Source organism: Scandinavium sp. (genome assembly GCF_051650185.1).
Taxonomy (GTDB): domain Bacteria; phylum Pseudomonadota; class Gammaproteobacteria; order Enterobacterales; family Enterobacteriaceae; genus Scandinavium.
The window spans coordinates 1-23,830 of the sequence record NZ_JBOFIN010000131.1; the positions used below are offsets into that span (position 1 = coordinate 1).

A 23,830-nucleotide genomic window follows, 5' to 3' on the forward strand; every position below is an offset into this window, starting at 1 on the left:
GTTGCTATGAAGTGTGGTGGTACAGCACGAAAGTGGGGGTTATCGACCTGAAGAAAAGGTCGATAACCATGGGTAAAGGATGTTAAATAGTGTTCACCATGTCCCCGAACACCTGTCTACCATGTCTCCGGACCGTACAGTGGGAGAGGGCCGGGGTGAGGGCATCAGCGCGCAGGGTGCTAAATGCCGGGCGACACCCAACACAAACTTGCGCTATGGTAGTCGGCAGCAACCTTCAACAAGGACTGAGCCATGACCCTACACTGTGCATTTATTGGTTTTGGAAAGAGCACCACTCGCTATCACCTTCCTTACGTGCTTAACCGCAAAGACACCTGGCATGTGGCGCATATCTACCGCCGCAGCGCAAAGCCGGAAGAGCAGCATCCTCAGTATCAACATATTCATTTCACCAGCGATCTCGACGAAGTGCTGAACGATCCGCAGGTCAAACTGGTGGTGGTGTGTACTCACGCCGACAGCCATTTCGACTATGCGAAGCGCGCGCTGGAAGCGGGTAAAAACGTGCTGGTGGAAAAGCCATTCACCCCGACGCTTGCAGAAGCGAAAACGTTGTTCGAACTCGCCAAAGCCAAAGGGCTGACGGTCATGCCTTATCAGAACCGTCGCTTTGACTCCTGCTTCCTGACAGCGAAAAAAGTGATTGAGAGCGGCAAGCTGGGCGAGATCGTGGAAATCGAAAGCCATTTCGATATGTACCGTCCGGTGGCGGAAACCAAGCCAGGTTTACCGCAGGATGGCGCGTTTTACGGCCTTGGCGTGCATACCATGGACCAGATTATTTCGCTGTTTGGTCGCCCTGATCATGTGTCGTATGACATTCGCAGCGTGCGCAACCCGGCCAACCCGGACGATACCTTCGAGGCACAGCTCTTCTACGGCAACCTGAAGGCGATTGTGAAAACCAGCCATCTGGTGAAAATCGACTCGCCGAAGTTTATCGTTCACGGCACCAAAGGGTCTTACTTCAAATATGGCATCGATCAGCAGGAAACCAGTCTGAAGGCCAACATCATGCCGGGCGAAGCGGGTTTTGGCGCGGATGACAGTATCGGCCAGCTGGAGTACATGAATGCTGAAGGCGTTAGCGTACGTGAAGAAGTGAAACCGGAAACGGGTGACTACGGACGCGTTTACGATGCGCTGTATGCCACGTTCACCACCGGTGCGGCGTATTACATCAAGGAATCTGAAGTTCTGACCAATATGGAGATCCTCGAACGGGGCTTCGAACAGGCAGCGCCAGCCACCATAACCCTCGCGAAGTAAGCGGATTTGGCTCCTCTGTACTTGTTCATAAATTTTGAACAGAGGAGTCAATTTTCACCCACTATCATCCTGAACGGTTCGGGTCCACACTAAGTCCATCGAAACGAACACGGGGTGAACATCATGATCTACTTACGCAAAGCAAACGAACGCGGCCACGCTAATCACGGCTGGCTGGACTCCTGGCACACCTTCTCATTCGCCAACTATTACGACGCGAACTTCATGGGCTTCTCGGCTCTGCGCGTGATTAACGATGACGTGATTGATGCCGGACAGGGCTTCGGTACTCACCCGCACAAAGACATGGAAATTCTGACCTATGTGCTGGAAGGCGCCGTTGAGCACCAGGACAGCATGGGCAACAAAGAGCAGGTGCCAGCGGGTGAATTCCAGATTATGAGTGCCGGTACCGGTATTCGTCACTCGGAGTACAACCCGAGCAAAACCGAGAAACTTCACCTGTATCAAATCTGGATCATTCCAGAAGAAACCGGCATCACGCCTCGCTATGAACAGCGTCGCTTTGATGCCGCTCAGGGCAAACAGCTGGTACTGTCGCCGGATGCGCGTGATGGTTCGCTGAAAGTCTATCAGGACATGGAGCTGTACCGCTGGGCGCTGGCAAAAGGCGAACAGTCTGTGCATCAGATTGCTGCTGACCGTCGCGTGTGGATTCAGGTGGTGAAAGGCGAAGTCTCTATCAACGGCACCAAAGCCACTACGGCCGATGGCCTGGCGATTTGGGATGAACAGGCGCTGTCCGTTCATGCCGACAGCGAAGCGGAAATTCTGCTGTTTGACCTGCCACCGGTATGATCCTGATTAAATAAATCGCGGAACCTTCCCACTTACCGGGAAGGTTCTGTCACGTCCATGGTAAACTGGTGAAATGTCTCCCCCTTTATCACTCTCTGGACGATGAAAAAGAAAAGACCCGTACTTCAGGATGTGGCCGATCGCGTCGGTGTGACCAAAATGACGGTCAGCCGTTTTTTGCGTAACCCGGAACAGGTTTCCGTGGCGCTACGTGGCAAGATTGCCGCGGCCCTTGATGAACTGGGTTATATTCCCAATCGCGCCCCCGATATTCTCTCCAATTCCACCAGTCGCGCGATTGGCGTACTTCTCCCGTCCTTAACCAACCAGGTTTTCGCTGAAGTGCTTAAGGGTATTGAAAGCGTGACCGACGCTTACGGCTATCAGGCAATGCTCGCTCACTACGGTTATAAACCGGAGATGGAAGAAGAGCGTCTGGAGTCGATGCTCTCCTGGAATATCGACGGCCTGATCCTTTCCGAACGCACGCACACTGCGCGTACCCGCAAGATGATTGAAGTCTCGGGCATTCCGGTGGTGGAGTTGATGGACAGCCAGACGCCGTGCATCGATATCGCCGTGGGCTTTGATAACTTCGAAGCCGCCCGCCAGATGACCGCCACCATTATTTCGCGTGGTCACCAGCACATCGCCTATCTCGGCGCACGCCTTGATGAGCGTACCATCATCAAACAGAAAGGTTACGAGCAGGCGATGCGTGATGCGGGCCTAACGCCTTACAGCATGATGGTTGAACAATCCTCGTCCTACTCTTCCGGCATTGAACTGATGCGCCAGGCGCGCCGCGAATATCCGCAGCTTGATGGCATTTTCTGTACCAACGATGACCTTGCGGTCGGTGCGGCGTTTGAGTGCCAGCGTCTGGGTTTAAAAATTCCGGATGATATGGCGATTGCCGGTTTCCACGGCCATGACATCGGCCAGGTCATGGAGCCCCGTCTGGCGAGCGTGCTCACCCCGCGTGAACGCATGGGCCGAATTGGCGCCGAGCGCCTGCTGGCGCGCATTCGTGGTGAAATAGTTACGCCGAAAATGTTAGATTTAGGTTTCACTTTGTCACCGGGCGGATCAATCTAGTCCGACAAGTTTGAAGTAGATCACACAACACAGTTTATCGTCCCACCGGTTATTGCTTATCCAGGGGCTCAGCAGGACAATGTTACCGATAACAGTTACCCGTAACAAACTCTGAGGAGCAACGCGTTGAGCACGACTAACCATGATCACCATGTCCACGTTCTGATGGGCGTTTCTGGCAGTGGCAAATCCGCCGTTGCCAGCGAAGTGGCGTATCGGCTGCATGCCGCGTTTCTTGACGGCGACTTCCTCCATCCGCGCAGCAACATTGTCAAAATGTCTTCCGGCGAACCGCTGAATGACGACGACCGTAAACCGTGGCTCCAGGCGCTGAACGACGCGGCCTTCGCCATGCAGCGCACTAACAAAGTGTCGCTGATCGTCTGTTCTGCCCTGAAAAAAAGCTATCGCGACCTGCTGCGTGAAGGCAACCCGAACCTCTCTTTCATCTATATGAAAGGCGACTTTGAGGTGATTGAAAACCGCCTGAAGGCGCGCAAAGGCCACTTCTTCAAAACCCAAATGCTGGTCACCCAGTTCGAAACCCTGGAAGAGCCGGGCGCGAATGAGCCTGACGTTCTGGTGGTCGATATCGATCAGCCGCTGGACGGCGTTGTCGCCAGCACCATTGAGTTAATCAACAAAGGCAGTAAGTAGTGAGTACTTTAACGCTTGTTTTGACGGCAGTCGGCTCCGTATTGCTGCTGCTGTTTTTAGTCATGAAGGCACGTATGCACGCCTTCGTGGCTTTGATGGTGGTGTCGATTGGTGCAGGGCTGTTCTCCGGTATGCCGCTCGATAAGATTGCGGCAACCATGGAAAAAGGGATGGGTGGCACGCTGGGCTTCCTGGCAATTGTGGTCGCACTTGGCGCGATGTTCGGCAAAATTCTGCATGAAACCGGCGCGGTCGATCAGATTGCCGTGAAGATGCTGAAGTCCTTCGGCCACAGCCGCGCGCATTACGCAATCGGCCTCGCAGGGCTGATTTGTGCGCTGCCGCTGTTCTTCGAAGTGGCGATTGTGCTGCTGATTAGCGTCGCTTTCTCCATGGCACGTCACACCGGAACGAACCTGGTGAAACTGGTTATTCCTTTGTTTGCGGGCGTTGCAGCCGCAGCGGCGTTTCTGCTGCCAGGGCCTGCGCCGATGCTGCTGGCTTCGCAAATGCACGCCGACTTTGGCTGGATGATCCTGATTGGCCTGTGCGCAGCCATTCCGGGGATGATCATCGCCGGGCCGCTGTGGGGGAATTTCATCAGCCGCTACGTTGAACTGCACATTCCTGACGACGTCACCGAGCCGCACCTGGGCGAGGGCAAAATGCCGTCCTTCGGTTTCAGCCTGTCGCTGATCCTGCTGCCGCTGGTGCTGGTGGGTCTGAAAACTATCGCCGCACGTTTTGTGGCGCAGGGGTCTCCGGCTTACGAATGGTTTGAGTTTATCGGTCACCCGTTCACTGCGATTCTGGTGGCGTGTCTGGTGGCGATTTACGGCCTGGCAGTGCGCCAGGGCATGCCGAAAGACCGTGTGATGGAAATCTGCGGCGCGGCACTGCAACCGGCGGGGATTATTCTGCTGGTGATCGGTGCGGGTGGCGTGTTCAAACAAGTGCTGGTGGATTCCGGCGTTGGCCCAGCATTGGGTGAAGCGCTGACCGGCATGGGCCTGCCAATCGCGATTACCTGCTTTGTTCTGGCGGCAGCGGTGCGCATCATTCAGGGTTCTGCAACGGTAGCCTGTCTGACAGCCGTAGGTTTGGTGATGCCCGTTATTGAACAGCTGCATTACAGCGGCGCACAGATGGCAGCTTTGTCGATTTGTATCGCGGGCGGGTCTATCGTGGTCAGCCACGTTAACGACGCCGGTTTCTGGCTGTTCGGTAAGTTTACCGGCGCCACAGAAGCGCAAACCCTGAAAACCTGGACGCTGATGGAAACCATTCTGGGGACCGTGGGCGCGATAGTTGGGATGATTGCGTTTTCGCTGTTGAGCTAAGTGCTATCCCCTCTCCCTAACCCTCTCCCAAAGGGAGAGGGGACCGATCGGCGGGCGCTGTGGCTTTCTCCCTCTCCCTGAGGGAGAGGGTTATCTCAAAACTATCCCTTCATCCACACCCGAATACCATCCAGGAACATCTGGGTGGCGAGCATCACCAGAATCAACCCCATCAGGCGTTCCAGCGCATTCACCCCTTTCTCCCCGAGCAGGCGTAAAAACAGCCCTGACTGCAGCAAAATCACGAAGGTTCCTCCCCAGGCGAGCATCAGCGCAATAATCAAATGCCCCATCTGATTTGGATACTGATGCGACAACAACATCAGCGTCGCCAATAATGACGGCCCGGCAACCAGCGGGATCGCCAGCGGCACAATAAACGGCTCTTCACCGACCGGTAAACCGCTGCTGCTGCCTTCGGCGCTCGGGAAAATCATCTTAATGGCAATCAGGAATAAAATGATGCCCCCGGAGATAGAAACGGTCTCCGTGCTCAGGTTGAGGAACGCCAAAATTTTCTCTCCGGCGAAGAGAAAAATGAGCATTATCAGCAGTGCGATAAACAGCTCACGTATCATGATCGCCCTGCGGCGCTTGGGTTCCGTGTGTTTTAACACCGACATGAAAATCGGTAAATTTCCCAATGGATCCATAATCAGGATCAATAAAACCGCAGCAGAAAGGATTTCGCTCATTACGTTGTTCCCTGATAATTGCCCCTCAAGCTCTGCACAGACGCAGAGGGTAAATAAGTTGCTTTACTGAGCGATGACGAATCATTGAATTTTTTCACTTGCGACTTTGGCTGCATTTTGTAATGTGAGGGATGTCCCGGCTTCAAGGTTGAAAACCGGCTCAGCACAACAGCACACACCTCTGCAGGAAAACACGCTATGAAAAATGTTGGTTTTATCGGCTGGCGCGGTATGGTCGGCTCTGTACTCATGCAACGCATGGTAGAAGAGCGCGATTTTGACGCCATTCGCCCCGTTTTCTTCTCCACCTCTCAGCTTGGTCAGGCTGCGCCTGCGTTTGGCACCCATAGCGGTGGCACGCTTCAGGATGCCTTTGATCTTGAGGCGTTGAAGGCTCTCGACATTATTGTCACCTGTCAGGGCGGCGATTATACCAACGAAATCTATCCAAAGCTGCGTGAAAGCGGCTGGCAGGGTTACTGGATTGACGCGGCCTCTTCGCTGCGCATGAAAGATGATGCGATCATTATTCTGGACCCGGTGAATCAGGATGTCATCACCGCGGGTCTTAACAACGGCATTAAAACGTTTGTGGGCGGTAACTGTACCGTCAGCCTGATGCTGATGTCGCTTGGCGGCCTGTTCGCTAACGATCTCGTTGAGTGGGTCTCTGTGGCGACCTATCAGGCAGCCTCCGGCGGCGGTGCGCGCCATATGCGTGAACTGCTAAGCCAGATGGGTGGCCTGCACAACTACGTGGCGGACGAGCTGGCGAATCCGGCTTCCGCCATTCTCGATATCGAACGCAAAGTGACTCAGCTGACTCGTAGCGGCGACCTGCCGGTCGACAACTTCGGCGTACCGCTGGCGGGCAGTCTGATCCCGTGGATCGACAAGCAGCTCGATAACGGCCAGAGCCGTGAAGAGTGGAAAGGCCAGGCGGAGACCAACAAAATTCTCGCCACTCAGAACGTTATTCCGGTGGATGGCCTCTGCGTGCGTATCGGTGCCCTGCGCTGCCACAGCCAGGCCTTCACCATCAAACTGAAGAAAGACGTGTCGATCCCGACCGTGGAAGAGCTGCTGGCGGCACACAACCCGTGGGCAAAAGTGGTGCCAAACGACAGGGATATCACCGTGCGTGAGCTGACCCCTGCGGCGGTGACCGGCACGTTGAGCACGCCAGTCGGGCGTTTGCGTAAACTGAATATGGGGCCGGAGTATCTCTCCGCGTTTACCGTTGGCGATCAGCTCCTCTGGGGCGCCGCCGAGCCGCTACGTCGCATATTGCGACAACTAGCGTAACAAAATGAAAAAAGGGGTGCTGAGTCACCCCTTTTTTACGCCTGTCACTTTATACGTAGAACAAGGAATAAACACGTATGCAGCAATTTTACCGGGAGTCAGATAAAGCCTTGGCTATGCTTTAAGGGAGAGGTTTTTCCTGAAGGTGGGATGGCGCAAAAAGGAAGCTCAATTTTGCCGCGCCATTCAGGTCAAAAAAAGTCGCTACCCAGAACAGACACAGCGACACTTACAACAGGATGAATAGCATGTCCGATCGTATCGATAGAGACGTGATTAATGCTTTGATAGCCGGCCATTTTGCGGACCCGTTTTCCGTGCTTGGCATGCATAGCACCGACGCAGGACTGGAAGTCCGCGCACTGTTACCTGACGCGACCGAAGTGTGGGTCATCGAACCGAAAACCGGGCGTAAAGTCGGCATGCTTGATTGCCTCGACTCACGCGGTTTCTTCAGCGGTGTGATGCCACGCCGTAAAAATCCTTTCCGTTACCAGTTGGCGGTGCTGTGGCACGGCCAGCAGAACCTGATTGATGACCCTTACCGTTTTGGCCCGCTGTTGCAGGAGATGGACGCCTGGCTGTTATCGGAAGGCACGCATTTGCGCCCTTACGAAACGCTGGGGGCGCATGCCGATACCATGGACGGTGTGACCGGCACTCGCTTTTCAGTCTGGGCACCGAACGCTCGCCGCGTGTCGGTTGTCGGGCAATTCAACTACTGGGATGGCCGCCGTCATCCGATGCGCCTGCGTGCAGAGTCGGGCATCTGGGAACTCTTCGTGCCTGGCGCACACAACGGTCAGCTCTATAAATTTGAGATGATCGACGCGCAGGGGCATTTGCGCATCAAGTCAGATCCTTATGCCTTCGAAGCGCAGATGCGCCCGGAAACGGCATCGCTGATTTGTGGCCTGCCGGAGAAAATCGAGCAGCCGGAATCACGTAAACAGGCCAACCGTTTTGATGCGCCGATTGCTATCTATGAAGTGCATCTCGGCTCCTGGCGTCGTCATACCGACAACAACTTCTGGCTGAGCTATCGCGAGCTTGCCGATCAGCTGGTGCCTTATGCCAAATGGATGGGCTTCACCCATCTTGAACTGCTGCCCATCAACGAGCATCCGTTTGACGGAAGCTGGGGTTATCAGCCAACAGGGCTGTACGCGCCCACGCGCCGATTTGGTACGCGTGACGACTTCCGCTATTTCATCAATGCGGCGCATAACGCCGGGCTGAACGTGATTCTTGACTGGGTGCCGGGCCACTTCCCGTCGGATGATTTTTCGCTGGCGAAATTCGACGGTACTGAGCTTTATGAGCACAGCGATCCGCGCGAAGGCTATCACCAGGACTGGAATACCCTGATTTACAACTATGGCCGCCGTGAAGTGCAGAACTTCCTGGTGGGCAACGCTCTGTACTGGATTGAGCGCTTTGGCATTGACGCGCTGCGTGTGGATGCGGTGGCGTCGATGATTTACCGCGACTACAGCCGTAAAGAGGGCGAGTGGATCCCGAACGAACACGGCGGTCGTGAAAACCTCGAAGCCATCGAGTTCCTGCGTAGCACCAACCGTATTATGGGCGAACAGGTGCCTGGTGCGGTGAGCATGGCGGAAGAATCGACCGACTTCGCGGGAGTCTCTCGTCCGCCGGATATGGGCGGCCTGGGCTTCTGGTACAAGTGGAACCTGGGCTGGATGCACGACACCCTCGACTACATGAAGCTCGACCCGGTTTACCGCAAGCATCACCACGACAAGCTGACCTTCGGAATGCTGTACAACAGCACCGAAAACTTCGTGCTGCCGCTGTCGCACGATGAAGTCGTGCACGGCAAAAAATCGATTCTCGACCGCATGCCGGGCGATGCGTGGCAGAAGTTTGCCAACCTGCGCGCCTATTACGGCTGGCTGTATGCCTTCCCGGGCAAAAAGCTGCTGTTTATGGGCAACGAGTTTGCACAAGGGCGCGAGTGGAACCACGACAGCAGCCTCGACTGGCATCTGCTGGAAGGAGGCGACAACTGGCACCACGGCGTACAGCGTCTTGTGCGAGACCTCAACCTGACCTATCGCCACCACAAAGCGATGCACGAGCTGGATTACGACTCCTATGGCTTTGAGTGGCTGGTGGTGGATGACCACGAACGTTCCGTGTTCGTGTTTGTGCGCCGCGATAAGCAGGGCAATGAAATCATTGTCGCCAGTAACTTTACCCCGGTACCGCGCACCCATTATCGCTTTGGCATCAACCAGCCAGGGCGCTGGCGTGAAATCCTGAATACCGATTCGATGCATTATCACGGCAGCAATGCCGGCAATGGCGGAGCCGTACACAGCGATGAGATTGCCAGCCATGGTCGCCCGGATTCGCTTTCCATCACGCTGCCGCCGCTGTCCACTATCTGGCTGGTTCGGGAGGGGGAATGAGCAAACTCACGGCGGGCAAACCCACACCGCTTGGCGCAAGCTATGACGGGCAGGGCGTGAACTTCACGCTCTTCTCTGCGCACGCGGAACGGGTCGAGCTCTGTGTGTTTGACAAGGACGGCTTTGAGCACCGCGAAGAGTTACCGGGCCGCACGCAGGATGTGTGGCACGGTTATCTGCCAAACGCGCGACCGGGGCTTCGCTACGGTTTCCGCGTGCACGGCCCGTGGGAGCCACATCACGGGCACCGTTTCAACCCGGCGAAATTGCTGATTGACCCCTGCGCTCATCGGATAGAGGGCGAAGCAAAAGACGACCCGATTCTGCACAGTGGGCATGATCAACCCGACGGTCGCGATAGCGCGTCGGTCGCGCCGCGCTCCGTGGTGGTCGATCTTCATTACGACTGGGAAAACGACACGCCGCCACGCACGCCGTGGGGCAGCACCATCATTTACGAAGCGCATGTGAAAGGGCTGACGTATCTGCATCCGGGGATCCCGAAAGAGATTGCCGGAACGTACCGCGCCCTCGCGCATCCGCTGATGATTGCGTATTTCCAGAAGCTCGGCATTACTGCGCTGGAGCTGCTGCCTGTCGCTCAGTTTGCCAGCGAACCGCGTCTGCAACGGCTGGGGCTTTCCAACTATTGGGGCTACAACCCGCTGGCGATGTTTGCCGTTGAACCGCGCTATGCCACATCGCCGGAGCTTGCTCTCAACGAATTTCGCGATGCGGTGAAGGCGCTGCATGAGGCGGGGATCGAAGTGATTCTCGACATTGTGCTCAACCACAGCGCGGAGATCGATCTCGACGGGCCGACCTTCTCCCTGCGCGGAATCGACAACCGTAGCTATTATTGGATAAGGGACGATGGCGATTACCACAACTGGACCGGCTGCGGAAACACCCTGAATCTCAGCTCGCCGGGCACGGTGGACTATGCCCTCCAGTGCCTGCGTTTTTGGGTGGATGAGTGTCATGTGGATGGCTTCCGTTTTGATCTGGCTTCCGTGATGGGCAGAACCCCGGATTTCCGTCAGGACGCGCCGCTGTTTGAAGCCATCAAAAACGACCCGCAGCTCTCCGCCGTGAAGCTGATAGCCGAGCCGTGGGATATCGGTGACGGCGGGTATCAGGTCGGGAATTTCCCGCCGCTGTTTACGGAATGGAACGATCACTTCCGTGATGCCGTAAGACGCTTTTGGTTGCAGCAAAATCTGTCTCTCGGCGACTTTGCCAACCGTTTTGCGGCCTCAAGCGATGTGTTTAAACGCAACGGGCGGCGACCATCCGCATCGGTCAATCTGGTGACGGCGCACGATGGTTTTACCCTGCGCGACTGCGTCTGTTTCAATCAGAAACACAATGAGGCGAACGGCGAAGAGAACCGCGACGGGACTAACAATAACCATAGCTTTAATCATGGTATAGAAGGATTAGGCGGCAGTCTTGACGTGATTGAGCGGCGGCGAGCCAGTGTCCATGCCCTGATGGCCACACTGCTTTTATCACAAGGGACACCGATGCTGCTGGCGGGCGATGAACACGGTCACAGCCAGCACGGGAACAACAATGCTTACTGTCAGGACAACGCGCTCACCTGGCTTGACTGGGAAAAGGCCAACGCTGGCCTGACGACGTTTACCGCTGCGCTGATTCATCTTCGCAAGCAGATCCCGGCGCTGACCGAAGATCGCTGGTGGGAAGAGGGAGACGGCAGCGTTAGCTGGTTTAACAAGGACGCGCATCCCCTGAGTGCAGACGAGTGGCAGCACGGCAGCCCGCAGATACAAATCCTGCTGGCAGGCAAGTGGCTTATCACCCTCAACGCTTCACAGGACGTTGCCGAAATTGCTTTACCTGAAGGGGAGTGGCGCGCCATTCCTCCATTCGCCGGAGAGGATAATCCGGTCACCCTGGCTGTCTGGCATGGGCCCGCGCACGGAGTGTGCGTATTCGAAAAGGTCCGCTCGAACAGATAACGAGCGAAAAAAGGAGTTAATCATGGTTAGACTTGAAAAGAACGATCCTCTGATGTTAGCGCGTCAATTGCCGATCAAATCGGTGGCGCTGATCCTCGCCGGTGGGCGCGGAACACGACTTAAAGATTTGACCACCACCCGCGCCAAACCCGCGGTGCATTTCGGTGGTAAGTTCCGCATCATCGATTTTGCCCTCTCTAACTGCATTAACTCTGGTATTCGCCGTATCGGCGTGATTACCCAGTATCAGTCGCACACGCTGGTGCAGCACATTCAGCGCGGCTGGTCTTTCTTCAGCGAAGAGATGAACGAGTTTGTTGACCTGCTGCCCGCACAGCAGCGCGTCAGCGGTGAAAACTGGTATCGCGGCACGGCGGATGCGGTGACGCAAAACCTCGATGTGATTCGCCGTTATAAAGCCGAATACATCGTGATCCTCGCCGGTGACCATATCTACAAGCAGGACTACTCGCGCATGCTTATCGACCATGTCGAAAAAGGCGCGCGTTGCACCGTAGCCTGCATGCCGGTGCCCGTTGTTGAGGCAACCGCCTTTGGGGTGATGGCGGTCGACACCGAAGACAAGATTATCGAGTTTGTCGAAAAGCCTGCGAAGCCGCCAACCATGCCGGGTGATGACAGCAAATCGCTCGCCAGCATGGGCATCTATATCTTTGATGCAGATTACCTTTATGAGCTGCTGGCGCAGGACGACGAGGATGAAAACTCCAGCCACGATTTCGGCAAAGATATCATCCCTAAAATCGTCAAAGCTGGCATGGCGTATGCACATCCTTTCCCACTGTCCTGCGTGCAGTCAGACCCGGAAGCAGAACCGTACTGGCGTGATGTCGGGACTCTGGAAGCTTACTGGAAGGCGAACCTCGACCTCGCCTCCGTCACGCCTGAACTGGATATGTACGACCAGAACTGGCCGATTCGCACCCACATGGAATCGTTGCCGCCTGCGAAGTTCGTGCAGGATCGCTCGGGCAGCCACGGCATGACGCTGAACTCGCTGGTTTCCGGCGGGTGCATCATCTCCGGCTCCGTGGTGGTGCAATCGGTGTTGTTCCCGCGCGTGCGGATAAACTCGTTTTGTAACATTGATTCGGCAGTGTTATTGCCGGATGTCTGGGTCGGGCGTTCATGTCGCCTGCGCCGCTGTGTTATCGACCGCGCCTGCGTGATCCCGGAAGGCATGGTGATTGGAGAAAATGCGGAAGAGGACGCGCGTCGTTTCTACCGTTCAGAGGAAGGCATAGTGCTGGTGACGCGTGAAATGCTGCGCAAACTGCAGGGCTGACAGGAGCGATAATGCAGGTTTTACATGTATGTTCAGAGATGTTCCCGCTGCTGAAAACGGGCGGTCTGGCAGATGTGCTTGGCGCGTTACCGGCGGCTCAAATTGCCGATGGGGTTGATACGCGCGTGCTGCTGCCAGCCTTCCCGGACATTCGCCGCGGCGTGACGGATGCACTGGTAGTGACCCGTCGCGACACCTTTGCCGGACGAATCACGCTGTTGTTCGGCCATTATAACGGCGTGGGCATCTATCTGATTGATGCGCCACATTTATACGACCGTCCAGGGAGCCCGTACCACGACACCAATCAGTTTGCCTATACCGACAACGTGCAGCGTTTTGCGCTGCTGGGCTGGGTTGGCGCTGAAATGGCGAGTGGGCTGGATCCGTTCTGGCGACCTGAGATTGTCCATGCGCACGACTGGCATGCGGGGCTGGCTCCGGCGTATCTCGCCGCGCGTGGCCACCCGGCAAAGTCAGTGTTCACGGTGCACAACCTGGCTTACCAGGGGATGTTTTATGCGCATCACATGAATGATATCGGCCTGCCATGGTCGTTCTACAACATGCACGGGCTGGAGTTTAACGGGCAGATTTCGTTCCTGAAGGCCGGGCTGTATTACGCCGATCACATCACGGCGGTCAGCCCGACCTATGCGCGGGAAATCACCGAGCCGCAGTTTGCCTACGGGATGGAAGGGCTGCTGCGTCAGCGCCATCAGGAAGGGCGGCTGTCGGGCATTCTTAATGGCGTAGATGCTCAAATCTGGAGCCCGGAAAACGATCTGCTGCTGGCGGCGCGCTACAACCGCGATCAGCTTGAAGAGAAAGCCGAAAACAAGCGCCAGCTGCAAATTGCGATGGGCCTGAAGGTGAATGATAAGGTGCCACTGTTTGCGGTGGTCAGCCGTCTCACCAGCCAGAAAGGGCTGGATTTAGTGCTCGAAGCGCTGCCGGGTCTGCTGGAGCAGGGCGGGCAACTGGCGCTGCTGGGCGCGGGCGATCCGGTGTTGCAGGAAGGTTTCCTTGCTGCCGCCGCTGAACATCCAGGGCAAGTTGGCGTCCAGATTGGTTATCACGAAGCGTTCTCGCACCGCATTATGGGCGGCGCGGATGTGATTCTGGTGCCGTCGCGCTTTGAGCCTTGCGGCCTAACGCAGCTATACGGGCTGAAATACGGCACGCTGCCGCTGGTGCGTCGCACCGGGGGGCTGGCGGATACGGTGTCCGACAGTTCGCTGGAAAACCTGGCTGACGGCATTGCCAGTGGATTTGTGTTCGAAGACAGTAATGCCTGGTCGCTGCTGAGAGCCATCAGGCGTGCTTTCGTGTTGTGGTCGCGCCCATCACTCTGGCGCTATGTCCAGCGCCAGGCGATGAGCATGGATTTTAGCTGGCAAGTCGCGGCGACGTCTTACCGCGAGCTTTATCAACGCTTGATGTAATCACAGGACCCTCTCTATGAATGCACCTTTTACTTACGCATCGCCGACACTCAGCGTTGAGGCACTGAAGCACTCCATTGCCTATAAGCTGATGTTCACCATCGGGAAAGATCCGGCGATCGCCAACAAACACGAATGGCTGAACGCCACGCTGTTTGCGGTTCGTGACCGCCTGGTCGAACGCTGGCTGCGCTCTAACCGCGCCCAACTTTCACAGGAAGGCCGTCAGGTTTACTACCTGTCGATGGAGTTTCTGATTGGTCGCACCCTTTCCAATGCGCTGTTGTCGCTCGGTATTTATGAGGACGTAAAAAACGCGCTGGAAGGGATGGGGCTCGATCTCGAAGAGCTGATTGACGAAGAGAATGACCCGGGGCTGGGTAACGGGGGCCTGGGTCGTCTGGCGGCCTGTTTCCTTGATTCCCTTGCCACGTTAGGCTTGCCGGGCCGCGGCTACGGCATTCGCTACGACTACGGCATGTTCAAGCAGAATATCGTCGACGGGCGGCAGAAAGAGTCACCGGATTACTGGCTGGAGTACGGCAACCCGTGGGAATTCAAACGCCACAACACGCGCTATGCGGTGCGTTTCGGCGGGCGTATTCAGCAGGAAGGCAAGAAATCCCGCTGGGTCGAAACCGAAGAGATTCTGGCGGTGGCCTACGACCAAATCATTCCTGGCTACGATACCGACGCGACCAACACGCTGCGCCTGTGGAACGCCCAGGCGAGTAGCGAAATCAACCTCGGTAAATTCAATCAGGGCGACTACTTCGCGGCGGTGGAAGATAAAAACCACTCCGAGAACGTGTCCCGCGTACTTTACCCGGATGATTCAACCTATTCCGGGCGCGAGCTGCGTCTGCGTCAGGAATATTTCCTCGTCTCGGCGACCGTGCAGGACATTCTCAGCCGCCATTATCAGTTACACAGAACCTACAGCAACCTGGCCGAAAAAATCGCCATTCACCTGAACGACACCCATCCGGTGCTGTCGATTCCGGAGCTGATGCGCCTGCTGATTGACGAGCACAAGTTCAGCTGGGATGACGCTTTCAACGTGACCTGCCAGGTGTTCTCCTACACCAACCACACGCTGATGAGCGAAGCGCTGGAAACCTGGCCTGTGGAAATGCTCGGCAAAATTCTGCCACGTCATCTGCAAATCATCTTCGAAATCAACGACTACTTCCTGAAGACCTTGCAGGAGCAGTACCCGAACGACACCGGGCTGCTGAGCCGCACGTCGATTATCGACGAATCCAACGGCCGCCGTGTGCGCATGGCGTGGCTGGCGGTGGTGATCGGCCACAAGGTCAACGGGGTGTCAGAGTTGCACTCGAACCTGATGGTGCAATCGCTGTTTGCCGACTTTGCGAAGATTTTCCCGATGCGCTTTACCAACGTCACTAACGGCGTGACGCCGCGCCGCTGGCTGGCGCTGGCGAACCCGTCGCTTTCAGAAGTGCTCGACGAAAACATCGGCCGCACGTGGCGTACGGATCTGAGCCAACTGACAGAGCTGGAACAGCATCTGGATTACCCGCTGGTCAATCAGGCGGTGCATCACGCCAAGCACGAGAACAAAAAGCGCCTGGCGGAATACATCGCCCAACAGCTGAACGTGGTGGTGAGCCCGAAATCCCTGTTCGATGTGCAGATTAAGCGTATCCACGAGTACAAACGCCAGTTGATGAACGTGCTGCACGTCATTACCCGCTACAACCGAATCAAGGCCGATCCCAACGCCGAGTGGGTGCCGCGCGTGAACATCTTTGCCGGTAAAGCGGCTTCGGCGTATTACATGGCAAAGCACATCATTCATCTGATTAACGATGTGGCGAAGGTTATCAACAACGACCCGCAGATTGGCGACAAGCTGAAGGTGGTGTTTATCCCGAACTACAGCGTCAGCCTTGCGCAGCTGATCATCCCGGCAGCCGATCTCTCTGAACAGATTTCGCTTGCGGGAACGGAAGCTTCAGGCACCAGTAATATGAAGTTTGCGCTCAACGGTGCGCTGACTATCGGTACGCTCGATGGCGCGAACGTTGAAATGCTGGAGCACGTCGGCGATGAAAACATCTTTATCTTTGGTAACACGGCGGAGGAGGTCGAAGCGCTGCGCGCCAAAGGCTACAAGCCGCGTGATTACTACGATCAGGATGAAGAGCTGCATCAGGTGCTGACGCAAATCGCGACAGGCCTGTTCAGCCCTGAAGAGCCGGGCCGCTATCGTGATCTGGTGGATTCGCTGATTAACTTTGGCGATCACTATCAGGTGCTGGCGGATTTCCGCAGCTACGTGGACTGTCAGGATAAAGTGGATGAGCTGTATAAAAATCCGGAAGAGTGGACCACCAAAGCGATGCGCAACATCGCCAACATGGGCTACTTCTCGTCAGACAGAACCATTCAGGAGTATGCGGAGAGTATCTGGCATATTGATCCGGTGAGGCTGTAGTTTTTTATACCCTCACCCCGACCCTCTCCCTAAAAGGGAGAGGGAGAAAACCGGCTCTGTAAGTGAGAATTTGCACAAAACGGTTCCCTCGCCCCTTTGGGGAGAGGGTTAGGGTGAGGGGAATGACTACGATGCTAAATCCAGTTCACGCTTTCCCGCGTGTTGTACCAGCCATTGCGCAACGCGGGACTGCTCTTCCGCATTCAGCCACATCCCTTGTTTCGTGCGACGCCAGATAGCGTCATCCAGACGGCGTACCCATTCGTGTTCCACCAGGTAGCGCAGTTCCGCTTCGTAGAACTCGTGCCCAAAGTGCTCGCCTAACCCGGTAATGTCTTTGGCTTCACCCAAAATCCACTCGCTGTTGCTGCCGTAGGTGCGGGCAAAGTGGCGCGCCATACCTTCGCTGATAAACGGATAGCGACGACGAAGCTTCGCCGCGTAATCATCGCGATCGCCTTCAATCTCACCGCCAGGCAGCACTGAGCCTTTGGTCCACGCCGGGCCGATGCCTTTGTAGTACGGCGTCAGTTTTTCCAGCGCGTGTTCGGCCAGCTTGCGATACGTGGTCAGCTTGCCGCCAAAGACGGACAGCAGCGGCGCCTGGCCGTCAACATCATGGATATCGAGCGTGTAGTCGCGGGTAATTGCCTGCGGAGAATCAGACTCGTCATCACACAGCGGACGCACGCCGGAATAAGTCCAGACAATATCGTCGCGGCCAAGCTGTTTTTTGAAGTGAGCGTTATGCACCTTCAGCAGGTAACTGATTTCACTTTCGTCAATTTCGACGTTTTTCGGATCGCCTTTGTACTCCACGTCGGTGGTGCCGATGATCGAGAACTCATCCATCCACGGAATAACGAACACGATGCGCTTATCTTCGTTTTGCAGGATGTACGCCTGCTTCTGAGTGTGTACGCGTGGCACCACGATATGGCTGCCTTTGATCAGACGAATGCCGTACGGCGAAGGCAGATGCATGCCGTCGTCGAAGAACTGTTTTACCCATGGGCCGGTCGCATTGACCAGACCACGCGCCTGCCAGCTGAATTTCTCGCCGGTGTCGATATCTTCGGCTTCAACAATCCACAGGCCATTTTCGCGGCGAGCAGAGGTTGCGCGGGTGCGGGTGAGCACTTCACCGCCTTTCTTCACCACCATTTGCGCGTTGGCTAACACCAGACGAGCATCGTCTACCCAGCAGTCGGAATATTCGAAACCGCGCACGATTTCCGGCTTAAGCACGGAGTCTGCGCCAAAACGCAACCCGGCGGAGCCCGGCAGACTGGTGCGTTTACCAAGGTGATCGTACATAAACAGACCGATGCGAATCATCCACGCCGGGCGAAGATGCGGGCGATGCGGTAAACGAAAACGCATCGGGAAAGCGATGTGAGGCGCCATTTTTAACAGCACTTCGCGCTCGGCCAGCGCTTCGCTGACCAGACGGAATTCGTAGTGTTCCAGGTAGCGCAGGCCACCGTGAATCAGTTTGGAGCTGGCGCTCGACGTGGCACAGGCTAAGTCCTGTGCTTCCAGCATCAGCACGGATAAACCGCGTCCTGCGGCATCTGCCGCGATACCGGCACCGTTGATGCCACCGCCTATCACAATCAGATCTTTGGTTTCCATGCTGCGCCCTCTCGCACTTTCGTTAAAGCTCATAAATGTTCGTTATCGCTCAATATAGCAAACAAACGAGCAATTGGTAACATCAAAAAAACATTTCAGAGTGATGCGTGTAACAAATTAGCGTTTCCCTGCCGCTCCAGCGTACACTTGGCAGTAAAATGTCTCTCCTCTCCCCAGCCCTCTCCCCAGCCCTCTCCCTGAGGGAGAGGGCTGGGGAGAGGGGGAAATTATGCGACCGACACAGAATAGAAAGAGAGCACCATGGATCAGTTTGAATGTATCAACGTAGAAGAAGCGCACCAGAAACTGCATCAGGGACTGGCGGTGATGGTGGATATTCGTGACCCGCAGAGCTATGCGATGGGCCACACGCCGGAAGCGTTTCATCTGACTAACGACACGCTGGGCGCGTTTATGCGTGATACCGATTTCGAGACGCCGGTGATGGTGATGTGCTACCACGGCAACAGCAGCAAAGGGGCGGCGCAGTATCTGCTGCAACAGGGCTATGACCAGGTTTACAGCGTTGACGGCGGTTTCGACGCCTGGCATCGCCATTTCCCGGCTGAAGTGGCGCACGGTAGCTAAGACGGTATACTGTCCCCTTTTGTGTGGAATAAGCGACGCCCCGTATGTTGATGATTACCTCCTTTACTAACCCGCGCGTGGCCCAGGCGTTCGTCGACTACATGGCGACGCAGGGCGTTATCCTGACGATTCAGCAGCATACTCATACCGATGTCTGGCTGGCGGATGAAAGCCAGGCTGCACGGGTGCAAAATGAGCTGGCGCGCTTTCTGGAAAACCCTGCCGACCCACGTTATTTAGCGGCGAGCTGGCAGTCAGGCCATACCAACAGCGGACTGCACTACCGCCGCTTCCCTTTTCTTGCCACGCTGAAAAGCAATGCCGGGCCTTTGACCTGGCTCATCGCCTGCGTCTGTATTCTGGTGTTTATTGCGATGAACGTGATGGGCGATCAGGCCGTGATGACATGGCTCGCATGGCCGTATGACGCTTCTCTGCAGTTTGAGTTGTGGCGTTACTTCACCCACGCGTTTATGCACTTCTCGCTGATGCATATCCTCTTCAACCTGTTATGGTGGTGGTATCTCGGCGGGATGATTGAAAAGCGCATCGGCAGCGGAAAGCTGCTGGTGATTACGGTCATCAGCGCCCTGTTAAGCGGCTTTATCCAGCACAAATTTAGCGGGCCGTGGTTCGGTGGATTGTCTGGCGTGGTGTATGCGCTGATGGGTTATGCCTGGCTGCGCGGTGAGCGAGATCCACAAAGCGGGATCTTCCTGCAGCGCGGGCTTATTATTTTCTCGCTGCTGTGGCTGGTGGCCGGCTGGTTTAATCTTTTCGGGATGTCGATTGCCAATGGTGCCCACGTGACCGGGCTGGTGGTTGGCCTGGCGATGGCGTTTGCCGATACGCAGAATGTGCGAAAACGAACATAGCTATTGATTTCACTGATTCCAGGGATCTTTCATGAAACAAACACAACGTCATGACGCGATTATTGAGCTGGTAAAAAAGCAGGGTTATGTCAGCACAGAAGAGCTGGTGGAGCAGTTTGCCGTCAGTCCGCAAACCATTCGTCGCGACCTGAACGACCTGGCAGAGCAACAGATGATTTTGCGTCATCACGGCGGCGCGGCGCTGCCGTCCAGTTCAGTCAACACCTCATGGCAGGACCGAAAGGCCACACAGGCGGCGGAAAAAGAGCGCATCGCCCGTAAAGTGGCCAGCCAGATCCCGAACGGTTCCGCGCTGTTTATCGATATCGGCACCACGCCGGAAGCGGTGGCGCACGCGCTGCTCAATCACTCTGATTTGCGCATTGTTACCAATAACCTCAACGTAGCGAACACGCTGATGGCAAAAGAAGATTTCCGGGTGATTCTGGCGGGCGGTGAGTTACGCAGCCGTGATGGCGGGATCATCGGTGAAGCCACCCTCGATTTTATCTCTCAGTTTCGACTGGACTACGGCATCCTGGGGATCAGCGGCATCGACAGCGACGGCTCACTGCTGGAGTTCGACTACCACGAGGTGCGCACCAAGCGGGCGATCATTGAAAACTCTCGCCATGTGATGTTGGTTGTCGACCACTCGAAGTTTGGCCGCAATGCGATGGTGAACATGGGCAGTATCAGCCTGGTCGACGCGGTCTATACGGATGTGATGCCGCCAGCGGGTGTGATGCAGGTGATTGCGGAGAACAATATTCAGCTGGAGTTGTGCTGAGGCCAGTAGGGCGTCGTTTGCTTCCCCTCTCCCTAACCCTCTCCCCAAAGGAGAGGGAATGGAATGTGCGCTTGTTTTGCTCCCTCTCCCCGTGGGAGAGGGTTGGGGAGAGGGCATCAGGCCGCAGAGAACCTAAACCCCATACCCCATCATTTTCAGCAACTGCTGGGCATGCTGCACTGCCGCCTGGCGGTGCGCCACGCCGAGCTTCTGATACAAATTGCGGATATGCGTTTTGATGGTCGTGGCCGCCACGTCCAGCTCTCCGGCAATCTGCTCATTGCTGTAGCCCGAATAAATCAGCCCTAACACCTGCCACTCGCGCTGCGTGAGGGGGCTGGTGCGGATCAGTTCCGGCACTTCAGGGTGATTCAGCAGGCGCTCGACGAAGTTCTCGTCAAAGTGTGCGAATTTATGCCGATGGTGCTGGTTAATCTCACGCAAAATGCGCTGAGCACGATGCTGTTCCAGCTCCGGCAACGTGTTGAGCTGAATCAGCTGGCGCAACTGCTGCGCCATGGCTTCTCCTTCAATCACGAAGTGGCTGATAAACCCGGTGCGGTTGGCGAGCGTCAGCGCTTCCATCAGCACGCGCTGGGCGTCGTTCTTCCGATTGGCCTGCCAGTAAAGCTGATTGAGCAGCAGCAGGTTGCGGTTGAGATCGCTCATCAGACGCAGGCTGCGCGCATTCTCATTGAGCTCTTCCAGTACAATTTCGGCGGATTCAAATTCACCCAGCAGGATCTGCGCCCGGGCGATATTGCGCCACTGGCTTTGCAGGAAGTGGTTGTTGGCGAACTCCGGTTTTGGCGTGTGGCGCAGCCAGTTGGCGGCGGATTTCTTATCGCCAATCATCTGCCAGTAAATCACGCGAACTTTATCGGCGTTCGATACCCAATCGCTGTGATACTGCCCATTGCCGAGCAGGTTTTCCAGACGGTTGAGGTGGTTGCGGGCGTTATCCAGATCGCCACGCGCCAGTGAACTTTGCACCAGTAGCGCCAGACACTGTAACTGCTGCTGAGGCTGGAAATTCGCCAGCACTTCCATTCCGTGACGGGCGCTCATTTCCGCTTCATCCAGACGTGCCCAGGCCCAAAGCAATTGCGCGCGAATGCGTAACAGGAATTCGTGCATTGGCAACTGTTCCAGGTGTTGCTCGCGAATCAGTTGGAAGGCTTTTTCCTGCGTTTCCCACGCAGCCTGTAAAAAGCCCTGCGCAAACAGGATTTCACCTTGTTGGATCAGGCTCCACAGTGCGTAGTGCCAGACTTCATGGCGACGCGCCATCTGTTCGGTTTGCTGCATCACCGCCAATGACTTGCTGAGTTTCCCCTGGCAATGCAGCACTTCGCCGTGCACCGAGGTGGCAACGATACGGCTGTAATAACTGGCGAGCGGCAGTTCGTCGAGGGCGACCATCGCCAGGCGCTCGGCTTCATCAGGATTGCCATCGTTGATAGCGACCTGCGCTCTCAGGGCGTTGAAATCGGCGTGCATCGTCGCGTCCATTTCACCGCTCATCTCAGCTTCCACCCGGGCCAGCAGCGTGTTCACCTCGCTGTAGCGATGCTGGCTCTGCATCAGCCAGGCCTGCAACAACACCAGGCGTGGGTTTTCCAGCAGGCTTTCCCACGGAAGGGCCGCCAGAGACTCTTCCAGCAATGACAGTTCGCTGTGATGGAATAAGCCCCAGGCGTGATTGAGCAGAATGTCTCGCAGCATTTTCGCATCACCCGCAGACAGCGCGTGATGGATGGCTTCGCTGGGGAAGCCTTGCGCCATCCAGCTTTCGGCGGCGGCGCGGTGGATCTCGGGGAGTTCGGTAGCCAGTTCCCACTGGCAACGCTGACGCAGGAAGCTGCCGAACAGCGGGTGGAAGCTGAACCACTCGCCGGAGTTATCCATGCGCTGCAGGAAAAGACCCTGACGCTCAACTTCTTCCAGCCGCATTTGGCCGTTTTCTTCCCCGGTGACGCGCACAATCAGGGCGTCGTTCATCGAGCGCAGAAGGGAGCTTTTCAACAGAAAATGGCGGGTCGGCAAATCCACATTATCCAGCACTTCATCCACCAGATAATCGGACAGATGACTGGCGTTGATGCCTGCCAGGCGGCGCGCCGAGTGATGAACCGCGCTGTTATTCTGACGTGCGGATAACGCAATAAGCTGTAATGCCGTTGCCCAACCGGCAACGTCGTCGCACATGCGGCTGCTTTCTGCGGCTTCAATCGGTGAGGTCAGACGGCAGTCAAAGAACTGCTTCGCTTCCTGATGATTGAACGCCAGCTGCTGGCTGCCAATTTCGAGCAACTGATCGCGCACGCGCAAATTGGCGATACCCAACTGCGGCAGGTTTCGCGACAGCACGACCAGCGTCATGTTTTCCGGCTGATGGCGCAGGAAAAAGCGCATTGCATCGTGGATAACCGGGTTGGTTATCAGATGATAATCGTCAATCACCAGCAGCAAAGGTTTCTGCCAGGCATTGAGTTCAATAAAAAGCTGCGCAAACAGCGAGGTCAGGCTGGCGTATTGCCGCTTCTGCACCATGGTTTCACTGGCGGCACAATGGCCGCCGGTCGCCTGCTGAATGGCCGCTATCAGATAGCTGGCAAAACGCTCCTGCTGGTTATCTCCGTCATCCAGAGAGAACCAGCCCAGTTCGCTTTTCCCTGCCGCCCACTGTGAAATGAGAGTGGTTTTTCCGTATCCTGCCGGACTTGTTACCAGCGCAAGACGGTAATTGTTCGCGCCGGAAAGTTTCGCCAGTAACCGTTCACGAACCACTGTGTGTTCGAGGCGGACAGGGCGACTTAATTTTGACGGAATCAACATAGGGTTATCACTTCACTGTGAGAGTAAGAGGTTTGTTTTTTTCGCGCTTCGTAATTAATGTCTATTAAGGTCGGCCAATCGCTTAATTATTGCAAGTTATGTCCGGGTTTTATGCTTATGAATTTGCACTCTGTCACAATTCTTAATGAAGGTTAAACGACGACGCTGAAACCGGTGCCAGTGCGCGTGGTTGCTGGTTTTGTTAATTCAACGAAAATTTATTGAACCCCGGTTTTAATCAATAAGGTCATTCTTAAGTGTTTAT

General features: G+C 55.9%; 17 protein-coding genes. 14 read left to right on the forward strand and 3 right to left on the reverse strand.

The window, feature by feature from the left end; translation table 11 throughout:
• Nucleotides 1-252 precede the first annotated feature (252 nt).
• From ACRCWW_RS17545 to gntU, 5 genes are all read left to right on the forward strand, one after another.
• A complete protein-coding gene (locus tag ACRCWW_RS17545; RefSeq protein WP_438683542.1) occupies nucleotides 253-1,290 on the forward strand; it encodes an oxidoreductase in 1,038 nt (345 codons plus the stop codon).
• A 123-nt stretch (nucleotides 1,291-1,413) separates the two neighbouring features.
• Entirely contained in the window at nucleotides 1,414-2,109 is a 696-nt protein-coding gene (locus tag ACRCWW_RS17550) for a pirin family protein (protein WP_438683543.1), read from the forward strand.
• A gap of 102 nt (nucleotides 2,110-2,211) precedes the next feature.
• Nucleotides 2,212-3,207, forward strand: a complete 996-nt coding sequence (gene gntR / locus ACRCWW_RS17555) for a gluconate operon transcriptional repressor GntR (RefSeq protein WP_438683544.1) — start codon at nucleotides 2,212-2,214, stop codon at nucleotides 3,205-3,207.
• 126 nt (nucleotides 3,208-3,333) lie between these two features.
• On the forward strand, nucleotides 3,334-3,864 hold the full coding sequence (gene gntK / locus ACRCWW_RS17560) for a gluconokinase (RefSeq protein ID WP_438683545.1): 531 nt from the start codon (nucleotides 3,334-3,336) through the stop codon (nucleotides 3,862-3,864).
• Nucleotides 3,864-5,204 carry a gluconate transporter gene (gene gntU / locus ACRCWW_RS17565; RefSeq protein WP_438683546.1) on the forward strand — a complete coding sequence of 447 codons (1,341 nt, stop codon included), beginning with the start codon at nucleotides 3,864-3,866 and terminating at the stop codon, nucleotides 5,202-5,204. Before gntK ends, gntU begins: the two co-directional genes overlap by 1 nt.
• Nucleotides 5,205-5,305: 101 nt before the next feature.
• Here the strand turns inward: gntU and ACRCWW_RS17570 are convergent, their stop codons facing one another.
• The gene (locus tag ACRCWW_RS17570; protein WP_438683547.1) at nucleotides 5,306-5,899 is read right to left on the reverse strand and encodes a YhgN family NAAT transporter; all 594 of its coding nucleotides are present in this window, start codon (nucleotides 5,897-5,899) and stop codon (nucleotides 5,306-5,308) included.
• A 198-nt stretch (nucleotides 5,900-6,097) separates the two neighbouring features.
• On the opposite strand from ACRCWW_RS17570, the gene asd reads away from it, so the two are divergent.
• From asd to glgP, 6 genes are all read left to right on the forward strand, one after another.
• Nucleotides 6,098-7,204, forward strand: coding sequence for an aspartate-semialdehyde dehydrogenase (asd, locus tag ACRCWW_RS17575; RefSeq protein ID WP_438683548.1), 1,107 nt, complete (start codon nucleotides 6,098-6,100; stop codon nucleotides 7,202-7,204).
• A gap of 248 nt (nucleotides 7,205-7,452) precedes the next feature.
• Nucleotides 7,453-9,639: a 1,4-alpha-glucan branching enzyme gene (glgB, locus tag ACRCWW_RS17580; RefSeq protein ID WP_438683549.1), complete on the forward strand. Its 2,187-nt coding sequence runs from the start codon at nucleotides 7,453-7,455 to the stop codon at nucleotides 9,637-9,639.
• On the forward strand, nucleotides 9,636-11,624 hold the full coding sequence (gene glgX / locus ACRCWW_RS17585; RefSeq protein ID WP_438683550.1) for a glycogen debranching protein GlgX: 1,989 nt from the start codon (nucleotides 9,636-9,638) through the stop codon (nucleotides 11,622-11,624). Before glgB ends, glgX begins: the two co-directional genes overlap by 4 nt.
• A gap of 22 nt (nucleotides 11,625-11,646) precedes the next feature.
• Nucleotides 11,647-12,930, forward strand: a complete 1,284-nt coding sequence (gene glgC / locus ACRCWW_RS17590) for a glucose-1-phosphate adenylyltransferase (RefSeq protein WP_438683551.1) — start codon at nucleotides 11,647-11,649, stop codon at nucleotides 12,928-12,930.
• Nucleotides 12,931-12,941: 11 nt separating this feature from the next.
• Nucleotides 12,942-14,375: a glycogen synthase GlgA gene (gene glgA / locus ACRCWW_RS17595; RefSeq protein ID WP_438683552.1), complete on the forward strand. Its 1,434-nt coding sequence runs from the start codon at nucleotides 12,942-12,944 to the stop codon at nucleotides 14,373-14,375.
• Nucleotides 14,376-14,391: 16 nt separating this feature from the next.
• Entirely contained in the window at nucleotides 14,392-16,839 is a 2,448-nt protein-coding gene (glgP, locus tag ACRCWW_RS17600; RefSeq protein WP_438683553.1) for a glycogen phosphorylase, read from the forward strand.
• 126 nt (nucleotides 16,840-16,965) lie between these two features.
• Here glgP and glpD read toward each other — a convergent pair whose 3' ends face one another.
• Nucleotides 16,966-18,474, reverse strand: coding sequence for a glycerol-3-phosphate dehydrogenase (gene glpD, locus ACRCWW_RS17605; RefSeq protein WP_438683602.1), 1,509 nt, complete (start codon nucleotides 18,472-18,474; stop codon nucleotides 16,966-16,968).
• A 261-nt stretch (nucleotides 18,475-18,735) separates the two neighbouring features.
• Between glpD and glpE the strand changes: the two genes are divergently transcribed.
• Genes glpE through ACRCWW_RS17620 form a run of 3 tightly spaced genes read left to right on the forward strand, consistent with a single transcriptional unit; the run spans nucleotide 18,736 to nucleotide 20,727 of the window.
• Entirely contained in the window at nucleotides 18,736-19,062 is a 327-nt protein-coding gene (gene glpE / locus ACRCWW_RS17610; protein ID WP_404660023.1) for a thiosulfate sulfurtransferase GlpE, read from the forward strand.
• 44 nt (nucleotides 19,063-19,106) lie between these two features.
• A complete protein-coding gene (gene glpG, locus ACRCWW_RS17615; RefSeq protein ID WP_438683554.1) occupies nucleotides 19,107-19,937 on the forward strand; it encodes a rhomboid family intramembrane serine protease GlpG in 831 nt (276 codons plus the stop codon).
• 31 nt (nucleotides 19,938-19,968) lie between these two features.
• Complete coding sequence (locus tag ACRCWW_RS17620) at nucleotides 19,969-20,727, forward strand: DeoR/GlpR family transcriptional regulator (RefSeq protein ID WP_330984981.1); 759 nt, start codon at nucleotides 19,969-19,971, stop codon at nucleotides 20,725-20,727.
• Nucleotides 20,728-20,859: 132 nt separating this feature from the next.
• Here ACRCWW_RS17620 and malT read toward each other — a convergent pair whose 3' ends face one another.
• Nucleotides 20,860-23,565 (reverse strand): HTH-type transcriptional regulator MalT, encoded by a 2,706-nt coding sequence (gene malT / locus ACRCWW_RS17625; protein ID WP_438683555.1) that lies wholly within the window; start codon nucleotides 23,563-23,565, stop codon nucleotides 20,860-20,862.
• Between the last annotated feature and the right edge of the window lie 265 nt (nucleotides 23,566-23,830).